This is a genomic window from Oceanimonas marisflavi (assembly GCF_003049725.1).
GTDB lineage: Bacteria > Pseudomonadota > Gammaproteobacteria > Enterobacterales > Aeromonadaceae > Oceanimonas > Oceanimonas marisflavi.
The window spans coordinates 1-20,226 of the sequence record NZ_QAGM01000013.1; the positions used below are offsets into that span (position 1 = coordinate 1).

The window sequence follows — 20,226 nt, forward strand, 5'->3', positions numbered from 1 at the left end:
TACCATTGATGGTTCGGTGCCGTTCAACCGCGATAATACTGCGGATAGTCGGCCATTTTTCTGCCAGACCCTCAGGAAGTTTCGCTTTTAATTGAAAGACATAGCGCTCTTCCTTGCGGCCATGACCGGTTTCTTTGTGCTCGACCACGACCTTCTCTTTACCGGCGTCGAAGACGGCCTGGAACTGAGACTGGACTGCTTCGCGTAGCTTCCGCTGATTGTGTTTTACCTGCACCACCACATGAGCTTTTTTATCCTGAATTTGCTCCAGTGTTTCACGCTGACAGTGCAGCGCATCAAGCGTAACCACAGCACCTTTGAGATTGAGCACTTCGAGCATTTCTCGAACAGTCGCGATTTCCCCTTTCTTGGAAGGCGTCGCTTTTTGGCTTAACACCAAGCCGTTTTCGGTATCGTAAGCGGTAACCAGCTGTACTGCTTTGGAGGCATTCTTTCGGTAAGCGCCGCGCAGCACCTTACCGTCAAAAGCAATCACGGGCTTGCCATGATGGGTTCGGTGCTCATTAACCCACCCCAGCAAGGCGTCCATCAAAGACTCAACGACCACGCACCGCATAATGCGTGCAATGGTATGCCGACGAGGAATGCCGTGAGCGAAAGGACGATACTTTCGTAACCAGTCTGCTTTAGAATCACCATATGTTTCAATATCTTGCCAACCTTCAGCACCGGCCATGATAGCACTGACAACCAAGAACATGACATCGACTAAATCATGCTTTTGATTGATATCTGAGCGAGTTTCTTCAACAAGTGTGAGGTGTTCAATCAGGGTCATGGCAGGCTCCTTTAGCAAGAAGCGCTGATTAGATCACAGACGATCTGCCTGTTCAAATTTCATTAACAAAGTTTGATCCCGCCCTGGGTCATGGCCGCAAGGAAGAGCGCTATGTCTTTCAATTAAAAGCGAAACTTCCTGAGGGTCTGGCAGAAAAATGGCCGACTATCCGCAGTATTATCGCGGTTGAACGGCACCGAACCATCAATGGTAAAGGGACAGTTGATACCTCTTATTATGTCAGCTCACTGTCGCCGAAACACAAGCTGCTGGGGCACTATATTCGTCAGCACTGGCGTATAGAAAACAGCCAACACTACATTCTTGATGTGGTGTTTAACGAAGATACTTCACGGATTGCCACGGGAGACGCTGTGGAGAACATGGCGTTGTTCCGGCGGTTTATCATGAACATCCTCAAGCAAAGCGAGTGTGGCTCACCGAGTCAACGCAACAAACTGAAACGGGCCAGTTGGAACGACGATTACCGGGCTCAATTATTCTTTGGTTAAATTAACAGCAAAGTATGCTCTTGCCCTGAGTGTAATGCCCCATCATCAGCGGGAAGTGTCGGAAATATTGTGTCGCTGCAAAATGGGGACTATGACTTTGGATTTATCCAGTCAGATCACCAGTATAAAGCCATAGAAGGTTTGGCGCCTTTTGATGATAAGCCGGTAAAAGAGCTACGTGCCGTTTTCTCTCTGCAAAGCGAGATACTAACCGTGGTGGTACGTAACGATAGTGCCATTGATGACTTTGATGATCTCAAAGGTAAGCGGGTCAATATTGGCGTACCGGGATCTGGCAGCCGTGATACCTTTGATGAACTCATGCAGAAGAATGGCTGGAACAAGGGGAGCTTCTCACTTGCAGCCGAGTTGAAGCCGGCAGAAATGGCAGCGGCTCTGAGTGATAATAACCTGGATGCGATCACTTATGTGGTGGGTCACCCAAGCGGCGCAATACAGGAAGCATTGACAACAACCGATGCCAAAATAATCCCGGTAGAGGGTGACGGTGTCGATGCACTGTTAGATCAAGCCAGTTATTTTACTCGTGCTCATATCCCTGCTGGTCTCTATCCGGGAATTGATAAGCCAATTCCATCCATTGGTGGCAAAGCGGTGCTGGCCACTACAGAGCAGACTGATCCAGACATCGTTTATCAGCTGGTCAAATCTGTTTTTGAGAATCTCGAGCGCTTCAAACGCCTGCATCCCGCTTTTGCCAATATAAAGACTGAAGAGATGATCAGCGCTGGTATCACGGCTCCACTGCATGAGGGAGCAGAGCGTTACTACAGGGAAAAAGGCTGGCTGTAACCGGTTGATACCGGGTCAGTATTTTTGTGGCAGCCAAACCTCTCTTGCTGCGGTGAGAGAGGTTTTTGACTTGTTGTTGAAAAATAAAGAATAGGTATCCCCTATGTCTGAAAAAAAACTGTCCGCCGAGGAAATGATCGCTCAGGATGTTGGTGCCCGCATGCCGAGTGGCATTATGGCTTGGGTGATTGCCGGGCTAGCTCTGTGCTGGTCGTTATTTCAGCTCTGGATTGCTTCGCCATTACCTTTCATTTTTGGTTTTGGTGTTCTCAATAATACAGAGACACGCTCTATCCACCTTGCCTTTGCCTTGCTGCTGGCTTTTTTGGTCTTTCCCGCCTTTAGTAGTTCGCCGCGTCATCGGGTGCCGCTCATCGATATGGTCTTTGGCTTGGCAGTATCTGCCGCTGCAGCCTACCTTTTTGTGTTTTATCAAGAACTCTCTCAGCGCCCTGGCAGCCTGACCCTGGCAGATTTGGCAACGGCGTGTATTGGTATAATACTGCTGCTTGAAGCCACTCGACGTGCACTGGGGCCGCCATTGGCGATTATAGCCCTGATTTTTCTTGTCTATAGTCTGGCTGGTCCTTATATGCCGAGCTTGCTGGCTCACCGGGGTGTAAGCTTTACCGCCTTGGCCAATCACCAGTGGATCACCACCGAAGGGGTCTTTGGTATCGCCCTTGGGGTGTCTACCAGCTTTGTTTTTCTGTTTGTACTGTTTGGTGCACTCCTCGAGCGGGCAGGGGCCGGTCATTACTTTATTCAGCTGGCTTTTAGTCTGCTCGGCCATTTTCGCGGTGGTCCGGCCAAGGCGGCGGTAGTTGCTTCGGGACTGACGGGCATGATCTCTGGTTCATCCATCGCCAATGTGGTTACCACAGGTACCTTCACTATTCCCATGATGAAGCGCACCGGTTTTTCTGCCGAGAAAGCGGGTGCGGTAGAGGTTGCTTCTTCGGTGAATGGTCAGATCATGCCGCCGGTTATGGGAGCGGCTGCCTTTCTGATGGTGGAGTATATCGGTATGCCCTATGTTGAAATCATCAAGCATGCCTTTCTGCCGGCTGCCATATCCTATATCGCGCTGCTTTACATTGTGCATCTGGAGTCGCTAAAACTCGGCCTGCAGCCGATAGGTGACCAGCAGCCCAGGCCCTGGTTACTCCGCCTGACCGGGTTTGCCTTCGGTGCGACACTGATCTGTGGCCTGTCACTGGCAGTCTACTTCGGTCTTGGCTGGCTCAAACCTGCTCTGGGTGATTATGCACTGGAGGGGGTTGGCGTACTGTTGACATTGAGCTATCTGGGACTACTGAAGATCGCTTCGAGCGTTGCTCCACTGGAACCGGAAGACGCTAACGCGCCGCTAGATGCTTTGCCGCAAACTCGTGCTGTTCTGTTATCCGGTTTGCACTTTCTGTTGCCGGTGGTGGTACTGGTCTGGTGTTTGATGGTTGAACGTCTGTCCCCCGGGCTGTCGGCTTTCTGGGGCAGCATGGTGCTGGTAGTTATACTGCTCACACAGCGGCCACTGCTTAGCTGGATGCGGACTGACGGCCTGTATGAGCATGGCTCCTTTATAGACGGAGCGATCGATCTGCGTGAGGGACTGCTGGCTGGTGCCCGCAACATGATTGGCATTGGCATTGCTACCGCTGCCGCCGGCCTGATTGTGGGTGCTGTCTCACAGACCGGTGTTGGGCTGGTGCTGGCCGAGCTGGTTGAACTGTTGTCGATGGGCAATTTGCTGTTGATGCTGATACTTATCGCAGTGTTCAGCCTGGTTCTTGGTATGGGTCTGCCGACCACAGCTAACTATATCGTTGTATCCAGCCTGTTGGCGCCGGTGGTTGTGAGCCTGGGTCAGCAGAATGGTCTGATAGTGCCCTTGATTGCTGTGCACCTGTTTGTATTTTACTTTGGCATTATGGCGGATGTTACCCCACCAGTAGGCTTGGCTTCATTTGCGGCGTCTGCTGTTTCCAAGGGGGCACCGCTCAAGACCGGGCTCACTGCTTTCTACTACAGCCTGCGCACTGCTGCTTTGCCTTTCCTGTTTATTTTTAATACCGATCTTTTGTTGATCGATGTGAGTTTCTGGCATGGCGTGTTGATTTTTATTATTTCAACTGCCGCTATGCTTATCTTCGCTGCCGGAACCCAAGGTTTTTTTCTGGTGCGAAGTCGTTGGTATGAAGGGGCGCTGCTACTGTTGGTTTCTTTTACCTTGTTCCGGCCGGGTTTTTGGATGGACATGTTGCATGATCCCTATCGAGAGGTATCACCGTCGCAACTGGAACAGGTGCTTGGTGAAGTTGAGGCCGAGAGTCAGTTGCGTTTACGCATTCGTGGAGAAAATGCGGTTGGCGACTTGCAGGAGTTCAGTATATTACTACCGACCCCTGCAGGTGCCAGCGGTGCAGAACGGCTGCAGAAGCTCGGCCTGACACTTTATGAGAATGCTGGTAGGGTACTGATTGACAACGTTGCTTTCAGCAGTCCGGCGGCCGATGCCGGCCTGATGTTTGACCAGCAGATCTTGATGGTGCATGCCCCTACTGAACGATGGGCAAAAGAACTGATGTGGTTGCCGGGCATCTTGCTACTTTTTCTTGTGGCTTGGCTGCAACGCAGGCGCCAAAAGTTAGCATCTGATCCGGTTATCTCCATGGCCTGACTATATGGGCTCATAAAGCCAACAAGACTCCGGCCGTGGAGTCTTGTTGGTCTGATGGAGCCTATGTGATTTCATTTAACAGCAGCTTCAGTTCGGCAATGCCATCTTCCAGCTGCATTTTCACCCTGAACCCCAGCTTTCTGGCCAGGGTCAGCATGCCCCGGTTGGACGGCATGGTAATGCCGCTCAGGCTGTTCAGACCGCGTTGCCGGGCATAACGAATGATCTTTTCCATCAGCATGCGGCCCAGACCGGCACCCTTGAGATCCGAGCGTATCAGCACTGCGAACTCGGCATCGTCGTTATCCGGATCCGACATGGCGCGCACCACTCCCAGGATCTGGCCACCCTCGGCCACGGCCACAAAGGCCATTTCCCGGTCGTAGTCGATCTGGGTCATGTGAGCCAGTTCTTCATGGCCGATTACTACATCGGCGAAAAAGCGTTTGTATCTGTCTTCATCGGACACATGGTTCACAAAGTCCTTATGGGCCGGTTCGTCTTCGGGCAGGATGGGACGCAGGGTAACGGCCGTGCCGTTTTTGAGCAGGGCACACTCCTCCCATTCTCTGGGGTAGGGCCGGATTGCCAGCCTGGCCTGTCCGTCCCCTTCAAAGGGTGCCAGTGTCAGGCTCACATCCAGAGCAAGAAGCTCGTTGCCGGTGGCCAGCAGCGGGTGAATATCCAGACTGATGATTTCCGGGTGATTGATAACGAGATGCGATACCTGAGTCAGCACCCGGCAGAGTGCCATCATGTCGAGGGGCTGCTGGGAACGGCTGGTACGCACCTTGCCGCTTTTGAGCGCCTGGATCACCAGATAGCGGGCCAGGGTCATGTTCAGCGGCGGTAATGCCACCGCGGCCTGCTCTTCTCCTTCCAGATCCACACCGCCATCCCCCAGCAGAATAACAGGGCCAAATACCGGATCGGAGCGCACCGCAATGTGCAGCTCCTGAGAGCCGGCCCGGCGCGCCATGCGCTGCACCATCAGGCCGTGAATACGGGCGCTGGGGTAGGCCTGCCGCACCCGATCCAGCAGGGCGCCGGCGGCCTGGGCCACTTCCGCTGCCGAACGCAGGTTGAGCACCACACCAGAGACTTCTGATTTATGCTCAATATCGGGAGATCGCAGCTTGATCGCGACAGGATAGCCGATCTGCTCGGCAATATGGGCGGCTTCAGTACCATCCGAGGCAATCCAGGTGGGCAGCACCTGAATACCGTAGGCCGCCATCAGCCGGCTGACTTCGTGGGTGTCGAGCTGGTGCAGACCCTCTTCAAAGGCCTGATGAATAAGCGCCCGCACGGTGTCGCCGTCGCTGGGCATGTCGGAGACCGACTCGGGGGTTTCCATCAGCAGCTTCTGGTTACGGCGGTACTCCACCAGGTGCATAAAGGCACCGGCGGCGCTTTCCGGCGTGCGGTAGGTGGGAATGCCCGCGTCGGTAAAACAGCGCCGGGCCTCAAAGGCGCTGGTTTCCCCCGACCAGTTGGTAAGAATGTTAAAACGTCTGGCGCGGGGATGAGTACGGATCACCTCAATCAGCTCTTTGGCGACACGGGTACTGTTCACGGCGGCAGAGGGGGCATGCATAATCAGAATGGCGTCGAAATCGTCGCTGTCGAGCAGCACCCGCAGGCTGGCGACATAGCGCTCTACCGGCGCATCACCCACGATATCAATGGGGTTGGTATGAGACCAGGACGGCGGCAGCACCCGATCCAGCGCCGAACGGGTGGCATCGGTGAGCGTGGCCAGCTTGCCGCCTCGGGCCAGCAGAGTGTCGATGGCGTTGATGGCCGGGCCGCCACCGTTGGTGAGGATCACCAGCCGCTCGCCACGCAGGGTATGGGAGTGGTTGAGGGTTTCCACCGCCGCAAACAGATCGTGGGTGTCGCGTACCCGCAGCATACCGGCCCGGCGAATGGCAGCGTCATAGGCGGCGTCCATGCCCACATCGCCACCGGTATGAATGTGACCCAGCTGGGCGCCGATACGGGTCTTGCCGCTCTTGACCGCCAGCACCGCCTTGTTGCGGGACGCGGCCCGGGCCGCCGACATAAAGGCGCGGGCGTCTTGCACCGCGTCCATATACAACAGAATGGCGTTGGTGTGTCTGTCCCGTGATAAATAGTCGAGCAGCTGGGCAAAGTCGATATCGCAGGCATCCCCCAGGGAAATAAAGTGGGAAAAGCCGATATCGTTGTGCCGGGCCCAGTCGAGAATGGTGGCGCACACGGCGGAAGATTGCGATACAAAGGCTATCCGCCCCGGTTTGGCTGGAAACGGCGCAAAACTCACATTCAGACCCAGGTGAGGCAGTATCACCCCCATGCTGTTGGGGCCCAGCAGGCGCATGCAGTGCTGCCGGGCGCTAGCTTTCATTTGCTCAAGCTGGCTGTTGCTGGTGCCGGCGGCAAGAATAATGGCGGCCTTGCAGCCCTTTTGGCCGAGCTGCTCGATAATGGCCAGGTTTTTGCCGGCTGGCGTACAGATAATGGCCAGATCGGGCACCCGGGGCAGGCTGGCGATATCGGGATAGGCCATCACGCCGGCCACCGCCTCGTATTTGGGATTCACCGGCATGACCGGGCCACTGAAATTACCGGCCAGCAGGTTTTTCATCACCAGTTTGCCGGCGCCGTTGTCCCGGTGCGAGGCGCCAATTACGGCGATACTGGCGGGCCTGAACAGGGCGTCGAGTCCTTGCTGCGGCATAGCGTCTCCTCAAATACAATGTGTGGCACCATAACGGTATTTGAAGCATATTATCAGCCAGTAACTGCTTTTGTGTTGACCGCCGACAAACACACCCGGAGACTGTGATGGAAGTCTGGTTACTGTTTATTCCCGCCTGCCTGGCCCTCAATCTGACCCCGGGGCCCGATATCTTTTTTATTCTGTCCCAGGCTCTTGGAGGTCGTCGCCGGGCCGGCATGCTGGCGGCCCTGGGGCTGGGGGTGTCCTACCTGGGCCATACCCTGCTGGCGGTAGTGGGTCTGTCGGCCCTGGTGTTGCAGTCCGCCACCGCCTTTACCCTGATCAAATACGTCGGCGCGGCCTATCTGCTTTACCTGGGCTGGACCAGCCTGCGCAGTGCCAGCCGCCTGGCCTTGCCGGCGGCGGCCGACACGCAAAGCGACTGGCAAATCTTTCGCCGGGGGCTGACGGTGGGCATGCTCAACCCCAAGGTGGCGCTGTTTTTCCTCGCTTTTCTGCCCCAGTTCGTGACCAGTGATGGTGGTTCGGTGCCCTGGCAATTGCTGCAGCTGGGGCTGGTGTTTACCCTGACCGCCACCCTGTGTAATGGTGCCTACGGCTTGCTGGGTCAGCGGCTGCAGCGCAGTCTGGCCGGACGGGAGCGTTTCTCCGTCTATCTGGGCCGGCTGTCCGGCGGGCTCATGATGGCACTGGGTGCACGACTGGCTCTGACGCAACAATAAGCGGTCGAGGCTGTCAATGGCATCGGGTAAACTGGAGCCAGTTTCACCCATGCAAGGATTTACCATGTCATTTCCGACCATAGAGGACTTTGTCGGCAACACGCCCCTGGTGCGGCTGCAGCGCATGGCCGAGCACACCGGCAGCCAGGTGCTGGTCAAGCTGGAAGGCAACAATCCGGCCGGCTCGGTAAAGGACAGGCCTGCGCTGAACATGATTCGGCAGGCCGAGCTGCGCGGTACCATTCGGCCCGGTGATACCCTGATTGAAGCCACCAGTGGCAACACCGGCATTGCCCTGGCCATGGCCGCCGCCATCAAGGGCTATAAGATGGTGCTGATCATGCCCGACAACGCCACCGAAGAGCGCAAGGCCTCCATGCGCGCCTATGGCGCCGAGCTGATTCTGGTGAGCAAGGAGGAAGGCATGGAAGGCGCCCGGGATCTGGCCGACAGCATGGCCGCCGCAGGCAAGGGTATGATCCTCGATCAGTTCAACAACCCGGACAACCCCCAGGCTCACCTGCTGAGCACAGGGCCCGAGATCTGGCAGCAGACCGAGGGCCGCATCACCCACTTTGTATCCAGCATGGGCACCACCGGCACCATTATGGGGGTGTCGGAGTATCTCAAGCAGCAGAACCCCGAAGTGCAGATTGTGGGCCTGCAGCCCTGTGAAGGCAGCCATATACCGGGCATCCGGCGCTGGCCCGAGGCCTACCTGCCGGGTATTTTTGACCAAAGCCGGGTGGATACGGTGCTGGATATCAGCGAGGCCGAGGCGGTAGACACCATGCTGCGCCTGGCGCGGGAAGAAGGCATCTTCTGCGGCGTCAGCTCCGGCGGCGCCGTGGCTGGCGCGCTCAAGCTCGCCGAGCAGGTGAACAACGCCGTGATCGTGGCCATTATCTGCGACCGGGGCGACCGCTATCTGTCATCGGGAGTGTTTAACGGCTGAGCGCCAGTTTGAAGCCGTATATCGGAATTTGGCTGGTGGCCGGCTTCCGGTTTTTTTATGCACCCATTGAGTATCTGGTGAGCGGTCATTCCAAACACCACCCCCCACAGCGCCGATGACAACCCAAACAGTGACAGCCCGGAGGCGGTGACTACAAAGCTCAGCAGGGCCGCTTCCCGCTCCCTTGGTATTTCCAGCGCGGTTACCAGGTTGCCGCCAATGGCCCCGAGCAGGGCCAGCCCCGCCAGCACCGCCACAAAGGCTGCCGGCAGCGAGGAGAACAGGGCAACAATGGTGCCGGCAAACAGGCCGCCCACCAGATAGAAGAGCCCGTTGAACACCCCGGCCACATAGCGCCGGCGCGGATTTTCATGGGCGTCTTCGCCGGTGCAGATGGCAGCGGTAATGGCCGCCACCACTATGCTGATGCCGCCAAACAGCGCCATGGGCAGCGATGCCAGGCTGGTAACGGCCAGTACCGGTCGGGCGCTGATCCGGTAGCCGGTACCGTGCAGTATGGCCATGCCCGGCAAATACTGACCGGACAGGCTGACCAGCACCAGCGGCAGCGCCAGGCTCAGGGTGGTGGTCAGCGACCATTCCGGGGTAATGAATTGCGGCGTGGTCAGTGACCACCGAAGGCCGGCAAGGCTGGCGCCTTCCAGCACCACCGCCAGTCCCATGCCCACCAGCAACAACAGGATCAGGGTGTATCTGGGGCAGCAGCGGCGACACACCAGGTAGGTGAGCACCATGCCGGTGGCCAGAGCCGGCGCCGTTTCCACGGCCACAAAGGCATTGGTGCCGAACTGAAACAAAATACCGGCCATCATGCCGGCGGCGACCCCTCTGGGAATGAGGTGCATCAGGCGATCAAAGCTGCCCGACAGGCCAATGATCAGGGTAATGGCGGCGGCGGCGAGGTAGGCGCCCACCGCTTCACCCAGGCTCAGCTCGGGAAACATCGGCACCAGCAGTGCGATGCCAGGAACTGACCAGGCGGTGACCACGGGCACCCTGAGCCAGAAGGACAGCACCATGCCCGATACCGCGGCGCCGATGGAAATGGCCCATACCCAGGAGGTCATCATCTCCTGAGAGATGCCGGCGCTGGCGCCGGCCTGAAACACGATGGCCAGCGGGCCGGCGTAAGAAACCATCACCGCCAGAAAGCCGGCGGCCACCGCCGGCAGTGAAAGATCGCGCAGAAAAGCCTTCATGTCCGGCTCCTTGGAAAAAGCAAACAGCATAGCCCCGGCGCAGGGCCGGGGCTATGGCGGAGTGGCGGCAAGGGAGGGTTATCCCTCGTTGGCCACCTGGGCTTCGGGGGCAGGCTGTACCGCCCCCTGACCCCGTCCCACCAGGGCGATGGCCAGGGTGGCGATGGCGCCGGGAATGGCCAGGGCCAGAAAGTTCATCTGGTGTGGCAGCGCCAGGGCCAGCAAAGTGCCGCCCAGCATGGGGCCGATGATGGCGCCATTGCGGCCTACGCCCGAGGCCCAGCCCAGGGCGGTGGAACGAATGTCCGCCGGGTAAAACTGGGCCACATAGGCATACAGCAAAATCTGCGAGCCAATGGTGGTGGCACCGGCCACGGCCATCAGGCTGTACAGCAACCACATGGGGTGGGGGTAACCAAGCAGCACCAGGGAGGCGGAGGCCAGCACAAAGAAGCTGACCAGCACCGAGCGCAGCGAGAAGCGATCCGCCAGCCAGCCGCCGCCCACGGCGCCGACAATGGCGCCGATATTGAGCACCATCAGGAACATCAGGCTGGAGCCCAGTTCATAGCCGGCGGCCGACATCAGTTTGGGCAGCCAGGAGCCGAGGGCATAGACCATCAGCAGGCAGCAGAAGAAGGCGGTCCAGAACATCAGGGTGCTGAGAGCACGGCCGCCGCGCAACAGTTCCAGCACCGGCGCCTTCTGCACATTGGCCGGCGGCACTACCAGAGTGTCATGGCGCTCAATACGCTGGTCGGGGGCTACCTTGCGCAACAACTCCCGGGCTTCCCGCTGGCGGTTTTGTGCCATCAGAAAGGCCACCGATTCGGGCAGGTATTTGATCATCAGCGGCAGCAGCAGCAGGGGCACTATGGCCAGGTAGAACATGATCTCCCAGCCGAAGTTGGGCACTATCCAGATGCCGAGACCGGCCGACATCATGCCGCCCACGGCATAGCCGCTGAACATCAACGCCACCAGAGTGCTGCGGCTGCGTTTGGGCGAATATTCACTCATCAGCGACACCACATTGGGCATGACGCCGCCGATGCCGAGGCCGGCGATAAAGCGCAGAATGCCGAACTGCCAGGGGCTGGTGGCCAGGCCGTTGATCACGGTGGTGAGGCTGAACAGCACCACGCAGATAAGAATGGTTTTCTTGCGTCCGAGCCGGTCCGACAGCATGCCAAAACCCATGGCGCCAAACATCATGCCAAACAGCGCGCTGCTGCCCAGCAGGCCGGCCACATAAGGGTTGAGTTGCCACTGATCCATCAGCAGTGGCAGCACCACGCCGTAGATCACCAGGTCGTAACCGTCGAAAATAATAATGAGGGAACACCAGAACAGAACTTTCCAGTGAAAGGGGGTAAAGCTGGCGTTGTCTATGGTCTGGTTTACATCTATCTGTCTCATCGCATATTACTCCGTAAGCTATCCATAAGTCAGGAGTTGGAGAAAACGTCTCCGGTCGAGTAAAAAAGGCCGCCCCTCCTTCGGGCGGCCCTTATTGCCTGTCAGCCCAGATCGCCTCCCGCCACGGGAAGCACGGTGCCGGTGATGTAGCTGGCGTCATCAGACGCCAGGAACAAAATGGCCGCCGCCTGTTCGTCCAGGGTGCCGTAACGGTGCATCAGGCTGGTGTCCTTGGTCTGATCCACCAGGGTCTGGTACCACTGCTGTTCCCGCTCCCCCTGGGCCTCGCTGTTGCGCGGGGTCAGCCGGGGCGGGGCCTCGGTGCCACCCGGCGCGGTGGCATTAACGCGAATGCCGTGGCCGGCATATTCAAAGGCCAGGTTGGCGGTCATGGCGTTCACTCCGCCCTTGGCGGCGCCGTAGGGCACTCGCATCAGGCCGCGGGTGGCCACCGACGACACGTTGACGATGGCGCCGCCGCGCTGCTCCACCATGCCGGGCAGCACGGCCCGGCAACACCACAGGGTGGGGAACAGGGAGCGCTGAATTTCCTTCTGGATCTGCTCCGGGGTGTAGTGCTCGTAGGGCTGGGCCCAGATGGTGCCGCCCACGTTGTTCACCAGCACGTCGATGCGGCCAAAGTGCGCCCGGGCCCGGGACATCAGGGTTTCCGCCCCTTCCCAGGTTTCCAGATCTGCCTGCACCGCCAGGGCCTGGGTGCCTCGCTGCTGCAGCCCGGCCGCCAGCTCGTGCACATAATCCGCCAGATCCGCCAGCACCAGGCGAGCGCCTTCCGCCGCCGCCCGCTCGGCCACCCGCCGGCCAATGCCCTGGGCGGCGCCGGTGATCACCATCACCTTGTCGGTAAAGCGGGCACTCATGCGACCTGCTCCCCAACCCCGGTCACGCTGGGGCTGAACTTCTCGTAATGGAAGGACGCGGGTGAGATGCCCTGGTCGCGGAAGTAACCCAGCACCGCATCCACCATGGGGGGCGGGCCGCACAGATACACGTCCACTTCGCCGTGGCCGATGGGCGCGTCTTCCATGTGGTTGGTGACATAGCCCTTGTGCGGGTGCGCGCTGTCGGGATTGGCCACCACGGTTTTGAAGGTGAAGTTGTCGATGTCGGCGGCAAACTGCTGCAAGGCCTCGACCCCGACCAGATCATCGTCGTTGGTCACGCCGTAAAGCAGGTGCACCGGCTGATCGCAGCCCTTTACGCGAAGCTCTTCCAGCATGGCCAGGAAGGGGGCCAGGCCGGTGCCACCGGCCAGCATCAGCACCGGCAGGGCCAGCGGGCGCAGATAGAACACGCCCAGAGGGCCGGTCAGGCTGAGGCGGTCGCCGGTCTTGGCCTGACCCACCAGCCAGGAGCTCATCAGGCCGCCCGGTACGTTGCGGATCAGAAAGCTCAGTTCCCGGCTGCCCGGCAGTGAGCTGAAGGAATAGGCGCGTACTTCCTCGGTGCCCGGTACGCCGATATTGACGTACTGGCCGGGCAAAAAGGCGATGTCCTGATCTGCGGTCACCTTCAGCTCGATGGCGGTGGGCGAGATCAGGTTGACCTCGGCCAGGGTGCCGCCGATCTCGGCGGTGCCGGTCTTGCACAGGGTGGACGCGGCCGGAATCTCCACCACGCAGTCGCTGACGGGAATCATCTGGCAGGTCAGAATTTTGCCGTCGGCCACTTCCTCGTCGGTCAGGGCCTCGTCGATGTATTCGTCGCCGAGCTCAAAGTCGCCCTGATGGCAGCTGCCCTTGCAGGTGCCGCACACGCCGTCGGAGCAGTCCATGGGCAGGTTGATCTGGTTGCGATAGGCCGCATCCAGCACGGTTTCGCCGTCGTTGCAGGTGATGAAACGGGTAACGCCGTCTTCAAAGTTGAGGGCAATGTTGTAACTCATAATGCTTTCCCCACCTGTTACAGGTGATAGATATCAATCACCTGATTGATGTAGTCGTTGTTCAGAATCACCTTTTTCTCGGTGATCACCGGCTGCCCGCCGCTGGTGTCCAGGGTGTAGAAGGAGGTGCCGAAATAGGTCTCCGTCTTGTGGTAGCGGTGGCTGTGAGTCTGCCAGTTAAAGCGCAGCTTCACGGTGTGGCCCTGCTGCTCCAGGATTTCCAGGTTGCTGGTCAGGTGCGTGGTGCGCGGCTCGGGCAGTGAGCTGGCGCCGGAGCGCTCGGTCTTGATGCGGTACACCCGATCTTCCAGGCCTTCCCGGTTGGGGTAGTAGATCAGCGAGATCTCCCGCTGCGGGTCCTCGGTCAGCTTGTCCTCATCGTCCCAGGCAGGCATCCAGTACACCGCCTCGGGGTGGTAGCAGGTCAGCCACTCGTCCCACTGGCGATCGTCAAGCAGGCGGGCTTCGCGAAAGACAAAGGCCTGGATCTGTTCAAAGCTCATGCTCATGCTCATGCTCATGCTCATGCTCATGCTCATGCGCAAGTCTCCTGTTCCTGAATGGAAATCAGCTGGGAGCGCTCGGTGTCGACCGCCTGCAGCATTTCTTTTACCCAGTGCTGGTGGTGAGTGACATACAGGCCTTCATCTTCCGGCCTGGCGCCGCTCAGAATGGGCTGAAGGCCAATGCGCTCGGCGCCCGCATCCGGGCCCTCGATCCAGTGGGCGGCGCCCCGGCTCATGTCGTTCCATTTCAGGCCGCTGGCCTCGTAGCCGTTCTGGCAGGCGCGGAATTCTTCCAGATCGTCCGGGGTGCCCATGCCGCTGACGTTGAAGAAGTCTTCATACTGGCGCAGGCGCTTGGCGCGATCCGCCGCCGGCTCGTTCTTCGGCGCCCAGCAGTAGATGGTGATTTCGGTCTTGTTAACGGAAATCGGGCGCAGCACTCGAATCTGGGTGGAGAACTGATCCATCAGATACACGTTGGGGTACAGGCACAGGTTCTTGGTGGTGTTGACGATGGCGTCGGCCCGGGCCTCACCCAGCTCGTTCTGCAGCCGCTCCAGGTGGTTGAACACCGGACGCACCTGAGGATTGGTGAGCCGGGTCCACAGCATCATGTGGCCGTTGTCAAAGGAGTAGAAGCCGCCTTCGTTGGACCAGCTCTTGGCGTCTACCGCCTCGGTGCCGCCCTTGTCGTAGTTGCGCTGACCCATGGTGGACAGGTAGTTCCAGTGCACCGTGCCCACGTGGTAGCCGTCGGCGCCGTTTTCGGCGGTCAGCTTCCAGTTGCCTTCATAGGTATAGGTGGAGCTGCCGCGCAGAATTTCGAGACCGTCTTCCGCCTGATCGACCATGTTGTCGATGATCTTGGTGGTTTCACCCAGGTACTCCTGCAGCGGCTGTACGTCGGCGCTCAGGCTGCCAAACAAAAAGCCGCGATAGGATTCGAACTTCGGCAGTTGTTTCAGATCGTGGGAGCCGTCGGTGCTGAAGCTCTCGGGGTAGCCGCCTTTTTTCTGATCCCGGGCCTTGAGCAGCTTGCCGTCGTTCTTGAAGGTCCAGCCGTGAAAGGGGCAGGTGAACGAGGCCTTGTTGCCGCGCTTCTTGCGGCACAGGGTGGCGCCCCGGTGGGAGCAGGTGTTCAGCAGGGCGCGCAGCTCGCCGTCCTTGGTGCGGGTGATCACCACCGGCTGGCGGCCCACCGTGGTGGTGTAGTAATCACCGGGGTTTTCCATCTGGCTTTCGTGGGCCAGGTAGACCCAGTTGCCTTCAAAGATGTGCTTCATTTCCAGGTCAAACAGTTCCTGGTCGGTGAAGATGCCCCGGTCGCAGCGGTAGTGGCCGGTTTGCGGATCGGCTTCCACCGCGCCACGGATTTTTTGTTCGAGTCGGTCGAGTTGGCGAGTCATGTCTCTCACTCCATGTGATGTTACTGCCCGGCCCGCCTGAAGCGGGCCGGCCGGCTGCAGGCAGCCGTGTCAGGTTCAGGCGATGTCGTCTTCCAGGGCGCGCTTGCGCTCGTGGCGCTGCTGGTGCTCGGGCTTGTCGGATGCCACCAGCTGAATATTGAATTCCACCTTGGTGAACGGCTGGTTCAGTCCGTACTGCTCGGCGGCGGCCGCGTCGTCGACGCGCACGGCGTCGCACACCAGCTCTTCGCGGGTGGCAAAGGCGAAGTCGTCGTAGGTGTATTCATCACCGGCCAGGTTGATCTGGGTGGTCAGGTGCTTGTAGCCAGGCTGGGACACGAAGTAGTGAATGTGTGCCGGGCGGCGGCCGTGGCGGCCCAGCTGGTTCAGCAGCGCCTGGGTGGCGCCCTCGGGCGGGCAGCCGTAACCGGACGGAATGATGCTTTGCGCGGTATAGCGGCCGTTGGCATCGGTGCGAATGCTGCGGCGCAGGTTGTATTCGCTCTGGGACGGGTCGAAGTAGGAGTAGCCCCCCTTGAGATCGGCGTGCCAGACCTCCACCAGGGTGTTGGGCAGGGGCTGGCCGTCCTGGTCGGTGACCACGCCGGTCAGGATCATGGTCTCGCCGTCCTGGGTGCCGTCGTCCATGCGGGCGAAGCCCTCGGACTCCGGGGCGCCGGCCACATACAGCGGGCCTTCAATGGTGCGCGGGGTACCGCCGGCCAGGCCGGCCTGCTCGTCTTCGGCATCCATGCGAATGTCCAGGTACTTGTCCATACCCAGGCCGGGGGCCAGCAGGGCGGCTTCGCCGTTCTTGCCCAGCTCGTTGATGTAGTAAACGGCGCTCCAGAATTCTTCCGGGGTGATGTCCAGATCTTCAATGATCTGAAAAACGTCGTGCATCACGCGGTGCACTATGGTCTTGACCCGCTCGTTGCCACCGGCCTGGTTCAGACCGGCGACTTTTTCCAGCAGTTCTTTCACCTCGGGGGTGTGCATGGTTTTGACTGACATTGCCTTGCTCCTTGCGTATTTCTTATGATTTGGTCGTAGGGGTGACGAACGTCGGTTAACGGTCATCCGAATGAATGGAGGACGGGTGCCGGCACAGGGGCGCTACCTGAATGTCCATGTAGGGGAACAGCGGCAGGCGGCTTATCAGCTCCTGCAGCTCGGCGTTGTCGGCCACATCAAAAATGCTGACGTTGGCGTAGCTGCCGGCCACCCGCCACAGGTGGCGCCATTTGCCCTGGGTCTGCAGCTCCTGGGCATAGGCCTTCTCCCGGGCCTTGATCTCGGCGGCCACCTCGGCCGGCATGTCGTGGGGCAGATTGACCTTCATTTCGACTTTGAACAGCATGCTATATCTCCTTGGGTATTCTGCAGTGCCTGCGGCAGGCTTACTGGCGGCGGTATTCCGCCAGCTTGTCTTCGTTGAGGGTGACGCCCAGGCCTGGCCCGGCGGGCAGGGTCACGCCGTTGTTATGGAAGTTCAGCGGCGTTTCCACGATGTCGTCCTTCAGCAGCAACGGGCCAAACATTTCGGTGCCCCAGTGCAGGGTGTCCAGGGTGGACCAGGCGTGCAGGGCGGCGACGGTGCCGATGGTGCCTTCCAGCAGGGTGCCGCCATAGAGGCCAATGCCGGCGGCGCTGGCCACATTGGCCACCTTCAGCGCCTGCAGCGGGCCGCCGGCCTTGGCGATCTTGAGCGCCACCGCGCCGGCAAAGCCGGCCGAGGCCAGGGTGAACATGTCGGTGGCGTCGGCCACGGCTTCATCCGCCAGAATGGGCAGGTGAAACTGCTGCGACAGCCGCACCAGGGCGGCGTGCTCCTTCATGGGGGTGGGCTGCTCCACCAGATCGATACCGGCGGCCTGCAGCTCGGCCATGCCCCGGGCGGCGGTGCTTTCATCCCAGGCCTGATTCACATCCACCCGCACGCTGGCGCTGTCGCCCACGGCGGCCTTGATGGCGGCCACATGGCGCACGTCGTCCATCAGCGCGCGGCTGCCGATCTTGAGTTTGAAGTCGCAGTGGCGCTGGTCGGCGAGCAGGCGCCTGGCCTCGTCGATGTCGGTTTGGGTATCGCCGCTGGCCAGGGTCCAGAGCACCGGAATGTGCCGGTGCACGGCGCCGCCCAGCAGCTGGTGCAGGGGCTGGTTGAGGCGCTTGCCCATCAGGTCGAGCAGGGCGGTTTCAATGGCGGACTTGGCCAGGTTATTGCCGCGGGTGGCGCGATTGAGCCTTACCTTAAGGGTATTGATGGCCTCAGCGGGCTGGTTCAGCAGCAACGGCGTGAAGTAGGTGTCTATGGTCAGCTTCACACTTTCGGGGCTTTCCGGGCCGTAGGCCAGGCCGCCGATGGTGGTGGCTTCGCCCAGGCCTTCCAGGCCATCGCTGTCCTTGATGCGCACGATAACCATGGTCTGAACGCCCATGGTGGCCATGGAAAGCTTGTGCGGCCGTATGGTCGGAATGTCGACCAGGATTGCCTCGATGGACTGAATGATTGCTGCCATGTAACCTCTCTTGCCTCAAGTGATAACACTGTGTTGCGACGAGGTTACAATTCTGAAGCAATACCCACCAATATTGATTAAGTCACAACCAATACCCTGGAGGTATGGATGGAGCTGAGGCACCTGCGTTATTTTATTGCCGTGGCCGAAGAGCTGAACCTGACCCGGGCGGCGGAGCGGCTGTTTATCGCCCAGCCGCCCCTGACCCGGCAGATCAAGCAGCTGGAAGAGGAGCTGGGGGTGCAGCTGTTTATTCGTAAGCCCCGGGGGCTGGAGCTGACCCAGGGAGGACTGTATTTTCTGCAGCAGGCCCGCACCATCATGGAGCGGCTGGAGGCCAGCATTGAAGGCACCCGGCAAATCGCCCAGCTGCGCAAAACCGTGTTTGCCATCGGCTTTGTGCCGTCGGTGTTTTACGGCCAGCTGCCGCTGATGGTGCGCCGGCTAAGGCGTAACAAAAACCTGGAAATTGTGCTGCACGAGCTCAAGACCCAGGATCAGATCGAGGCGCTCAAGAGCGGCAAAATCGACATCGGTTTTGGCCGGGTACGCATTGACGATGCCGACGTGGAGCAGGAGGTGCTGTTCAACGAGCCGCTGATCGCCGCCCTGCCGTCTTCCCATTCCCTGACCCGTGAGTCGCCGACCATGGCTGAGCTGGCCGAGGTGCCCATGGTTACCTTTCCCGCCGGCTCCGGCCCCAGTTTTGCCGATGTGGCCCAGGGACTGTTTCACCGCCGTGGCCTGAAACTCAATGTGATCCAGCAGGTTAACGATCTGCAGACGGCGCTGTCGCTGGTGGCTTCGGACATGGGCTTTGCCCTGGTGCCGGAGCAGGTGCGCAAAATCCAGCGGGAAGGAGTGGTGTTTGTATCGGTGCGGGACGAGCAGCTCAGCATTCCGGTGATCGCCTCACGCCGCCGGGGCGAGAACCCCAATGCGGCGATGCGGCTGGTCAACACCATACTGGCCGAGCTGGTGGAAAACAGGCTGAGCGGACGCTACCCCTGAGTCAGCCCGCCAGGGCGTCCCGGATCAGCCTGGCCTTTTCCAGCAGCAGGGGCAGAAAGCGTCCGGTGAGGGTGTCGAGGTCTACCCGGGCGGCGTTGGTGCTGATGTTGATGGCGCCGAGCAGCCGGCCCTGCTGATCAAAGGCCGGCACCGCCAGCGAGCGCAGGCCCGAGTCCAGCTCCTGATCCACAATGGCGTAGCCCTGCCGGCGCACTCGCTCCAGCACCCTTCGCAGGGCCTGCCTGTCGGTAATGCTGTGGGCCGTGTGTGCCTGCAGCTGCACGGTTTCCAGGTAATTGCTCAGCTGCTCTTCAGGCAACTGGGCCAGCAGCACCCGGCCCATGGAGGTGTAGGCCGCCGGCAGCCGGGTGCCCACCGACAGCCGAATGGCCATCAGCCGGTGTTCGGCGGCGGAGCGGGCAATGTACACCACCTCATCGCCGTCGAGCACCGCCAGTGAGGTGGACTCGCCAATTTCCCGCGTGATCTCCTCCAGATAATGCTGAATCACTACCCGGTGCGGATTGGCGGCCAGAAAGGCGTTGCCCAGTTGCAGCACCCTGGGGGTCAGCGCAAAGTGGCGCTGCTGCTTGTCGAGATAGCCCAGGGCATGCAGGGTCAGCAAAAAGCGCCGGGCCTTGGCCCTGTCCATGCCGGTTTTCGTCGCCACTTCGCTCAGGGTCATGCGCGGGTGGTGCTGGTCAAAGGCTTGCAGCACTTCCAGACCGCTGGCCAGGGCGGCAACGAAGTCCCGGTCTTGCGGGTTGAGCCGGTCGTCGGTGGTCATGATGGGATCCTGTGACGAGATCAAAGGGCCTTCATGGTAGCAAAAAGTTCGCATAACGAACATCTGTTTTATCTTGTCTCACTTTGTGCTCTCGATCACAAAAAATAAGTTCTTATTTTTCAGTTTCTTAACTTTTTTACTCGCCATTTTCCTGAAAACGGGGTTTGTCACTCCCATAAAACCGGAGTAAACATGTTCGCAATGCAAACCAAGGTTCGTAGTGCGAACATAACCCACCAGGGAGGC

Annotated in this window: 16 protein-coding genes and 2 pseudogenes; 6 read left to right on the plus strand and 12 right to left on the minus strand. The window is 59.6% G+C overall.

The features are described 5' to 3' along the window. Positions 1-799 (minus strand): ISAs1 family transposase (locus DA373_RS09565; RefSeq protein ID WP_107852085.1); only part of this gene is annotated, 799 nt, incomplete at its 3' end. A gap of 86 nt (positions 800-885) precedes the next feature. On the opposite strand from DA373_RS09565, the pseudogene DA373_RS09570 reads away from it, so the two are divergent. The 3 genes and pseudogenes from DA373_RS09570 to DA373_RS09580 form a co-directional block, all read left to right on the plus strand. Next, positions 886-1,311, plus strand: a pseudogene (locus DA373_RS09570) (ISAs1 family transposase); the annotation flags it as partial. Positions 1,312-1,338: 27 nt separating this feature from the next. Beyond that, positions 1,339-2,124, plus strand: a pseudogene (locus DA373_RS09575) (TAXI family TRAP transporter solute-binding subunit); the annotation flags it as partial. Positions 2,125-2,227: 103 nt separating this feature from the next. Continuing rightward, positions 2,228-4,804: a TRAP transporter permease gene (locus DA373_RS09580; protein ID WP_107852087.1), complete on the plus strand. Its 2,577-nt coding sequence runs from the start codon at positions 2,228-2,230 to the stop codon at positions 4,802-4,804. A 61-nt stretch (positions 4,805-4,865) separates the two neighbouring features. Here the strand turns inward: DA373_RS09580 and DA373_RS09585 are convergent, their stop codons facing one another. Then, complete coding sequence (locus tag DA373_RS09585; protein ID WP_107852088.1) at positions 4,866-7,526, minus strand: bifunctional acetate--CoA ligase family protein/GNAT family N-acetyltransferase; 2,661 nt, start codon at positions 7,524-7,526, stop codon at positions 4,866-4,868. A gap of 107 nt (positions 7,527-7,633) precedes the next feature. Here DA373_RS09585 and DA373_RS09590 point away from each other — a divergent pair, with 107 nt between their 5' ends. Then, positions 7,634-8,251, plus strand: a complete 618-nt coding sequence (locus tag DA373_RS09590) for a LysE family translocator (RefSeq protein WP_107852089.1) — start codon at positions 7,634-7,636, stop codon at positions 8,249-8,251. A 64-nt stretch (positions 8,252-8,315) separates the two neighbouring features. Then, the gene (cysM, locus tag DA373_RS09595; RefSeq protein ID WP_107852090.1) at positions 8,316-9,206 is read left to right on the plus strand and encodes a cysteine synthase CysM; all 891 of its coding nucleotides are present in this window, start codon (positions 8,316-8,318) and stop codon (positions 9,204-9,206) included. On the opposite strand, the gene DA373_RS09600 is transcribed toward cysM, so the two are convergent. The 9 genes from DA373_RS09600 to DA373_RS09640 all read right to left on the minus strand — a co-directional run bounded on the left by DA373_RS09600 (position 9,176) and on the right by DA373_RS09640 (position 18,182). Then, on the minus strand, positions 9,176-10,426 hold the full coding sequence (locus DA373_RS09600; protein WP_107852175.1) for a benzoate/H(+) symporter BenE family transporter: 1,251 nt from the start codon (positions 10,424-10,426) through the stop codon (positions 9,176-9,178). The two genes, cysM and DA373_RS09600, sit on opposite strands and share 31 nt — an antisense overlap. Before the next feature lie 78 nt (positions 10,427-10,504). Further along, complete coding sequence (locus DA373_RS09605; RefSeq protein WP_107852091.1) at positions 10,505-11,845, minus strand: MFS transporter; 1,341 nt, start codon at positions 11,843-11,845, stop codon at positions 10,505-10,507. A 101-nt stretch (positions 11,846-11,946) separates the two neighbouring features. Further along, entirely contained in the window at positions 11,947-12,726 is a 780-nt protein-coding gene (gene benD / locus DA373_RS09610) for a benzoate diol dehydrogenase BenD (protein WP_107852092.1), read from the minus strand. Beyond that, positions 12,723-13,751, minus strand: coding sequence for a benzoate 1,2-dioxygenase electron transfer component BenC (benC, locus tag DA373_RS09615; protein WP_107852093.1), 1,029 nt, complete (start codon positions 13,749-13,751; stop codon positions 12,723-12,725). The genes benD and benC overlap by 4 nt, the downstream gene beginning before the upstream one ends. Before the next feature lie 17 nt (positions 13,752-13,768). Further along, positions 13,769-14,290 (minus strand): benzoate 1,2-dioxygenase small subunit, encoded by a 522-nt coding sequence (benB, locus tag DA373_RS09620; RefSeq protein ID WP_269801426.1) that lies wholly within the window; start codon positions 14,288-14,290, stop codon positions 13,769-13,771. Continuing rightward, positions 14,287-15,663 (minus strand): Rieske 2Fe-2S domain-containing protein, encoded by a 1,377-nt coding sequence (locus tag DA373_RS09625; protein WP_107852094.1) that lies wholly within the window; start codon positions 15,661-15,663, stop codon positions 14,287-14,289. The genes benB and DA373_RS09625 overlap by 4 nt, the downstream gene beginning before the upstream one ends. Before the next feature lie 75 nt (positions 15,664-15,738). After that, entirely contained in the window at positions 15,739-16,677 is a 939-nt protein-coding gene (gene catA, locus DA373_RS09630) for a catechol 1,2-dioxygenase (protein WP_107852095.1), read from the minus strand. A gap of 55 nt (positions 16,678-16,732) precedes the next feature. Then, the gene (gene catC, locus DA373_RS09635) at positions 16,733-17,023 is read right to left on the minus strand and encodes a muconolactone Delta-isomerase (protein ID WP_107852096.1); all 291 of its coding nucleotides are present in this window, start codon (positions 17,021-17,023) and stop codon (positions 16,733-16,735) included. A 40-nt stretch (positions 17,024-17,063) separates the two neighbouring features. Next, positions 17,064-18,182: a muconate/chloromuconate family cycloisomerase gene (locus DA373_RS09640; RefSeq protein WP_107852097.1), complete on the minus strand. Its 1,119-nt coding sequence runs from the start codon at positions 18,180-18,182 to the stop codon at positions 17,064-17,066. 108 nt (positions 18,183-18,290) lie between these two features. Between DA373_RS09640 and DA373_RS09645 the strand changes: the two genes are divergently transcribed. Then, complete coding sequence (locus tag DA373_RS09645) at positions 18,291-19,193, plus strand: LysR family transcriptional regulator (protein WP_107852098.1); 903 nt, start codon at positions 18,291-18,293, stop codon at positions 19,191-19,193. Position 19,194: 1 nt separating this feature from the next. Here the strand turns inward: DA373_RS09645 and DA373_RS09650 are convergent, their stop codons facing one another. Further along, positions 19,195-19,980 (minus strand): IclR family transcriptional regulator domain-containing protein, encoded by a 786-nt coding sequence (locus DA373_RS09650; protein WP_107852099.1) that lies wholly within the window; start codon positions 19,978-19,980, stop codon positions 19,195-19,197. Between the last annotated feature and the right edge of the window lie 246 nt (positions 19,981-20,226).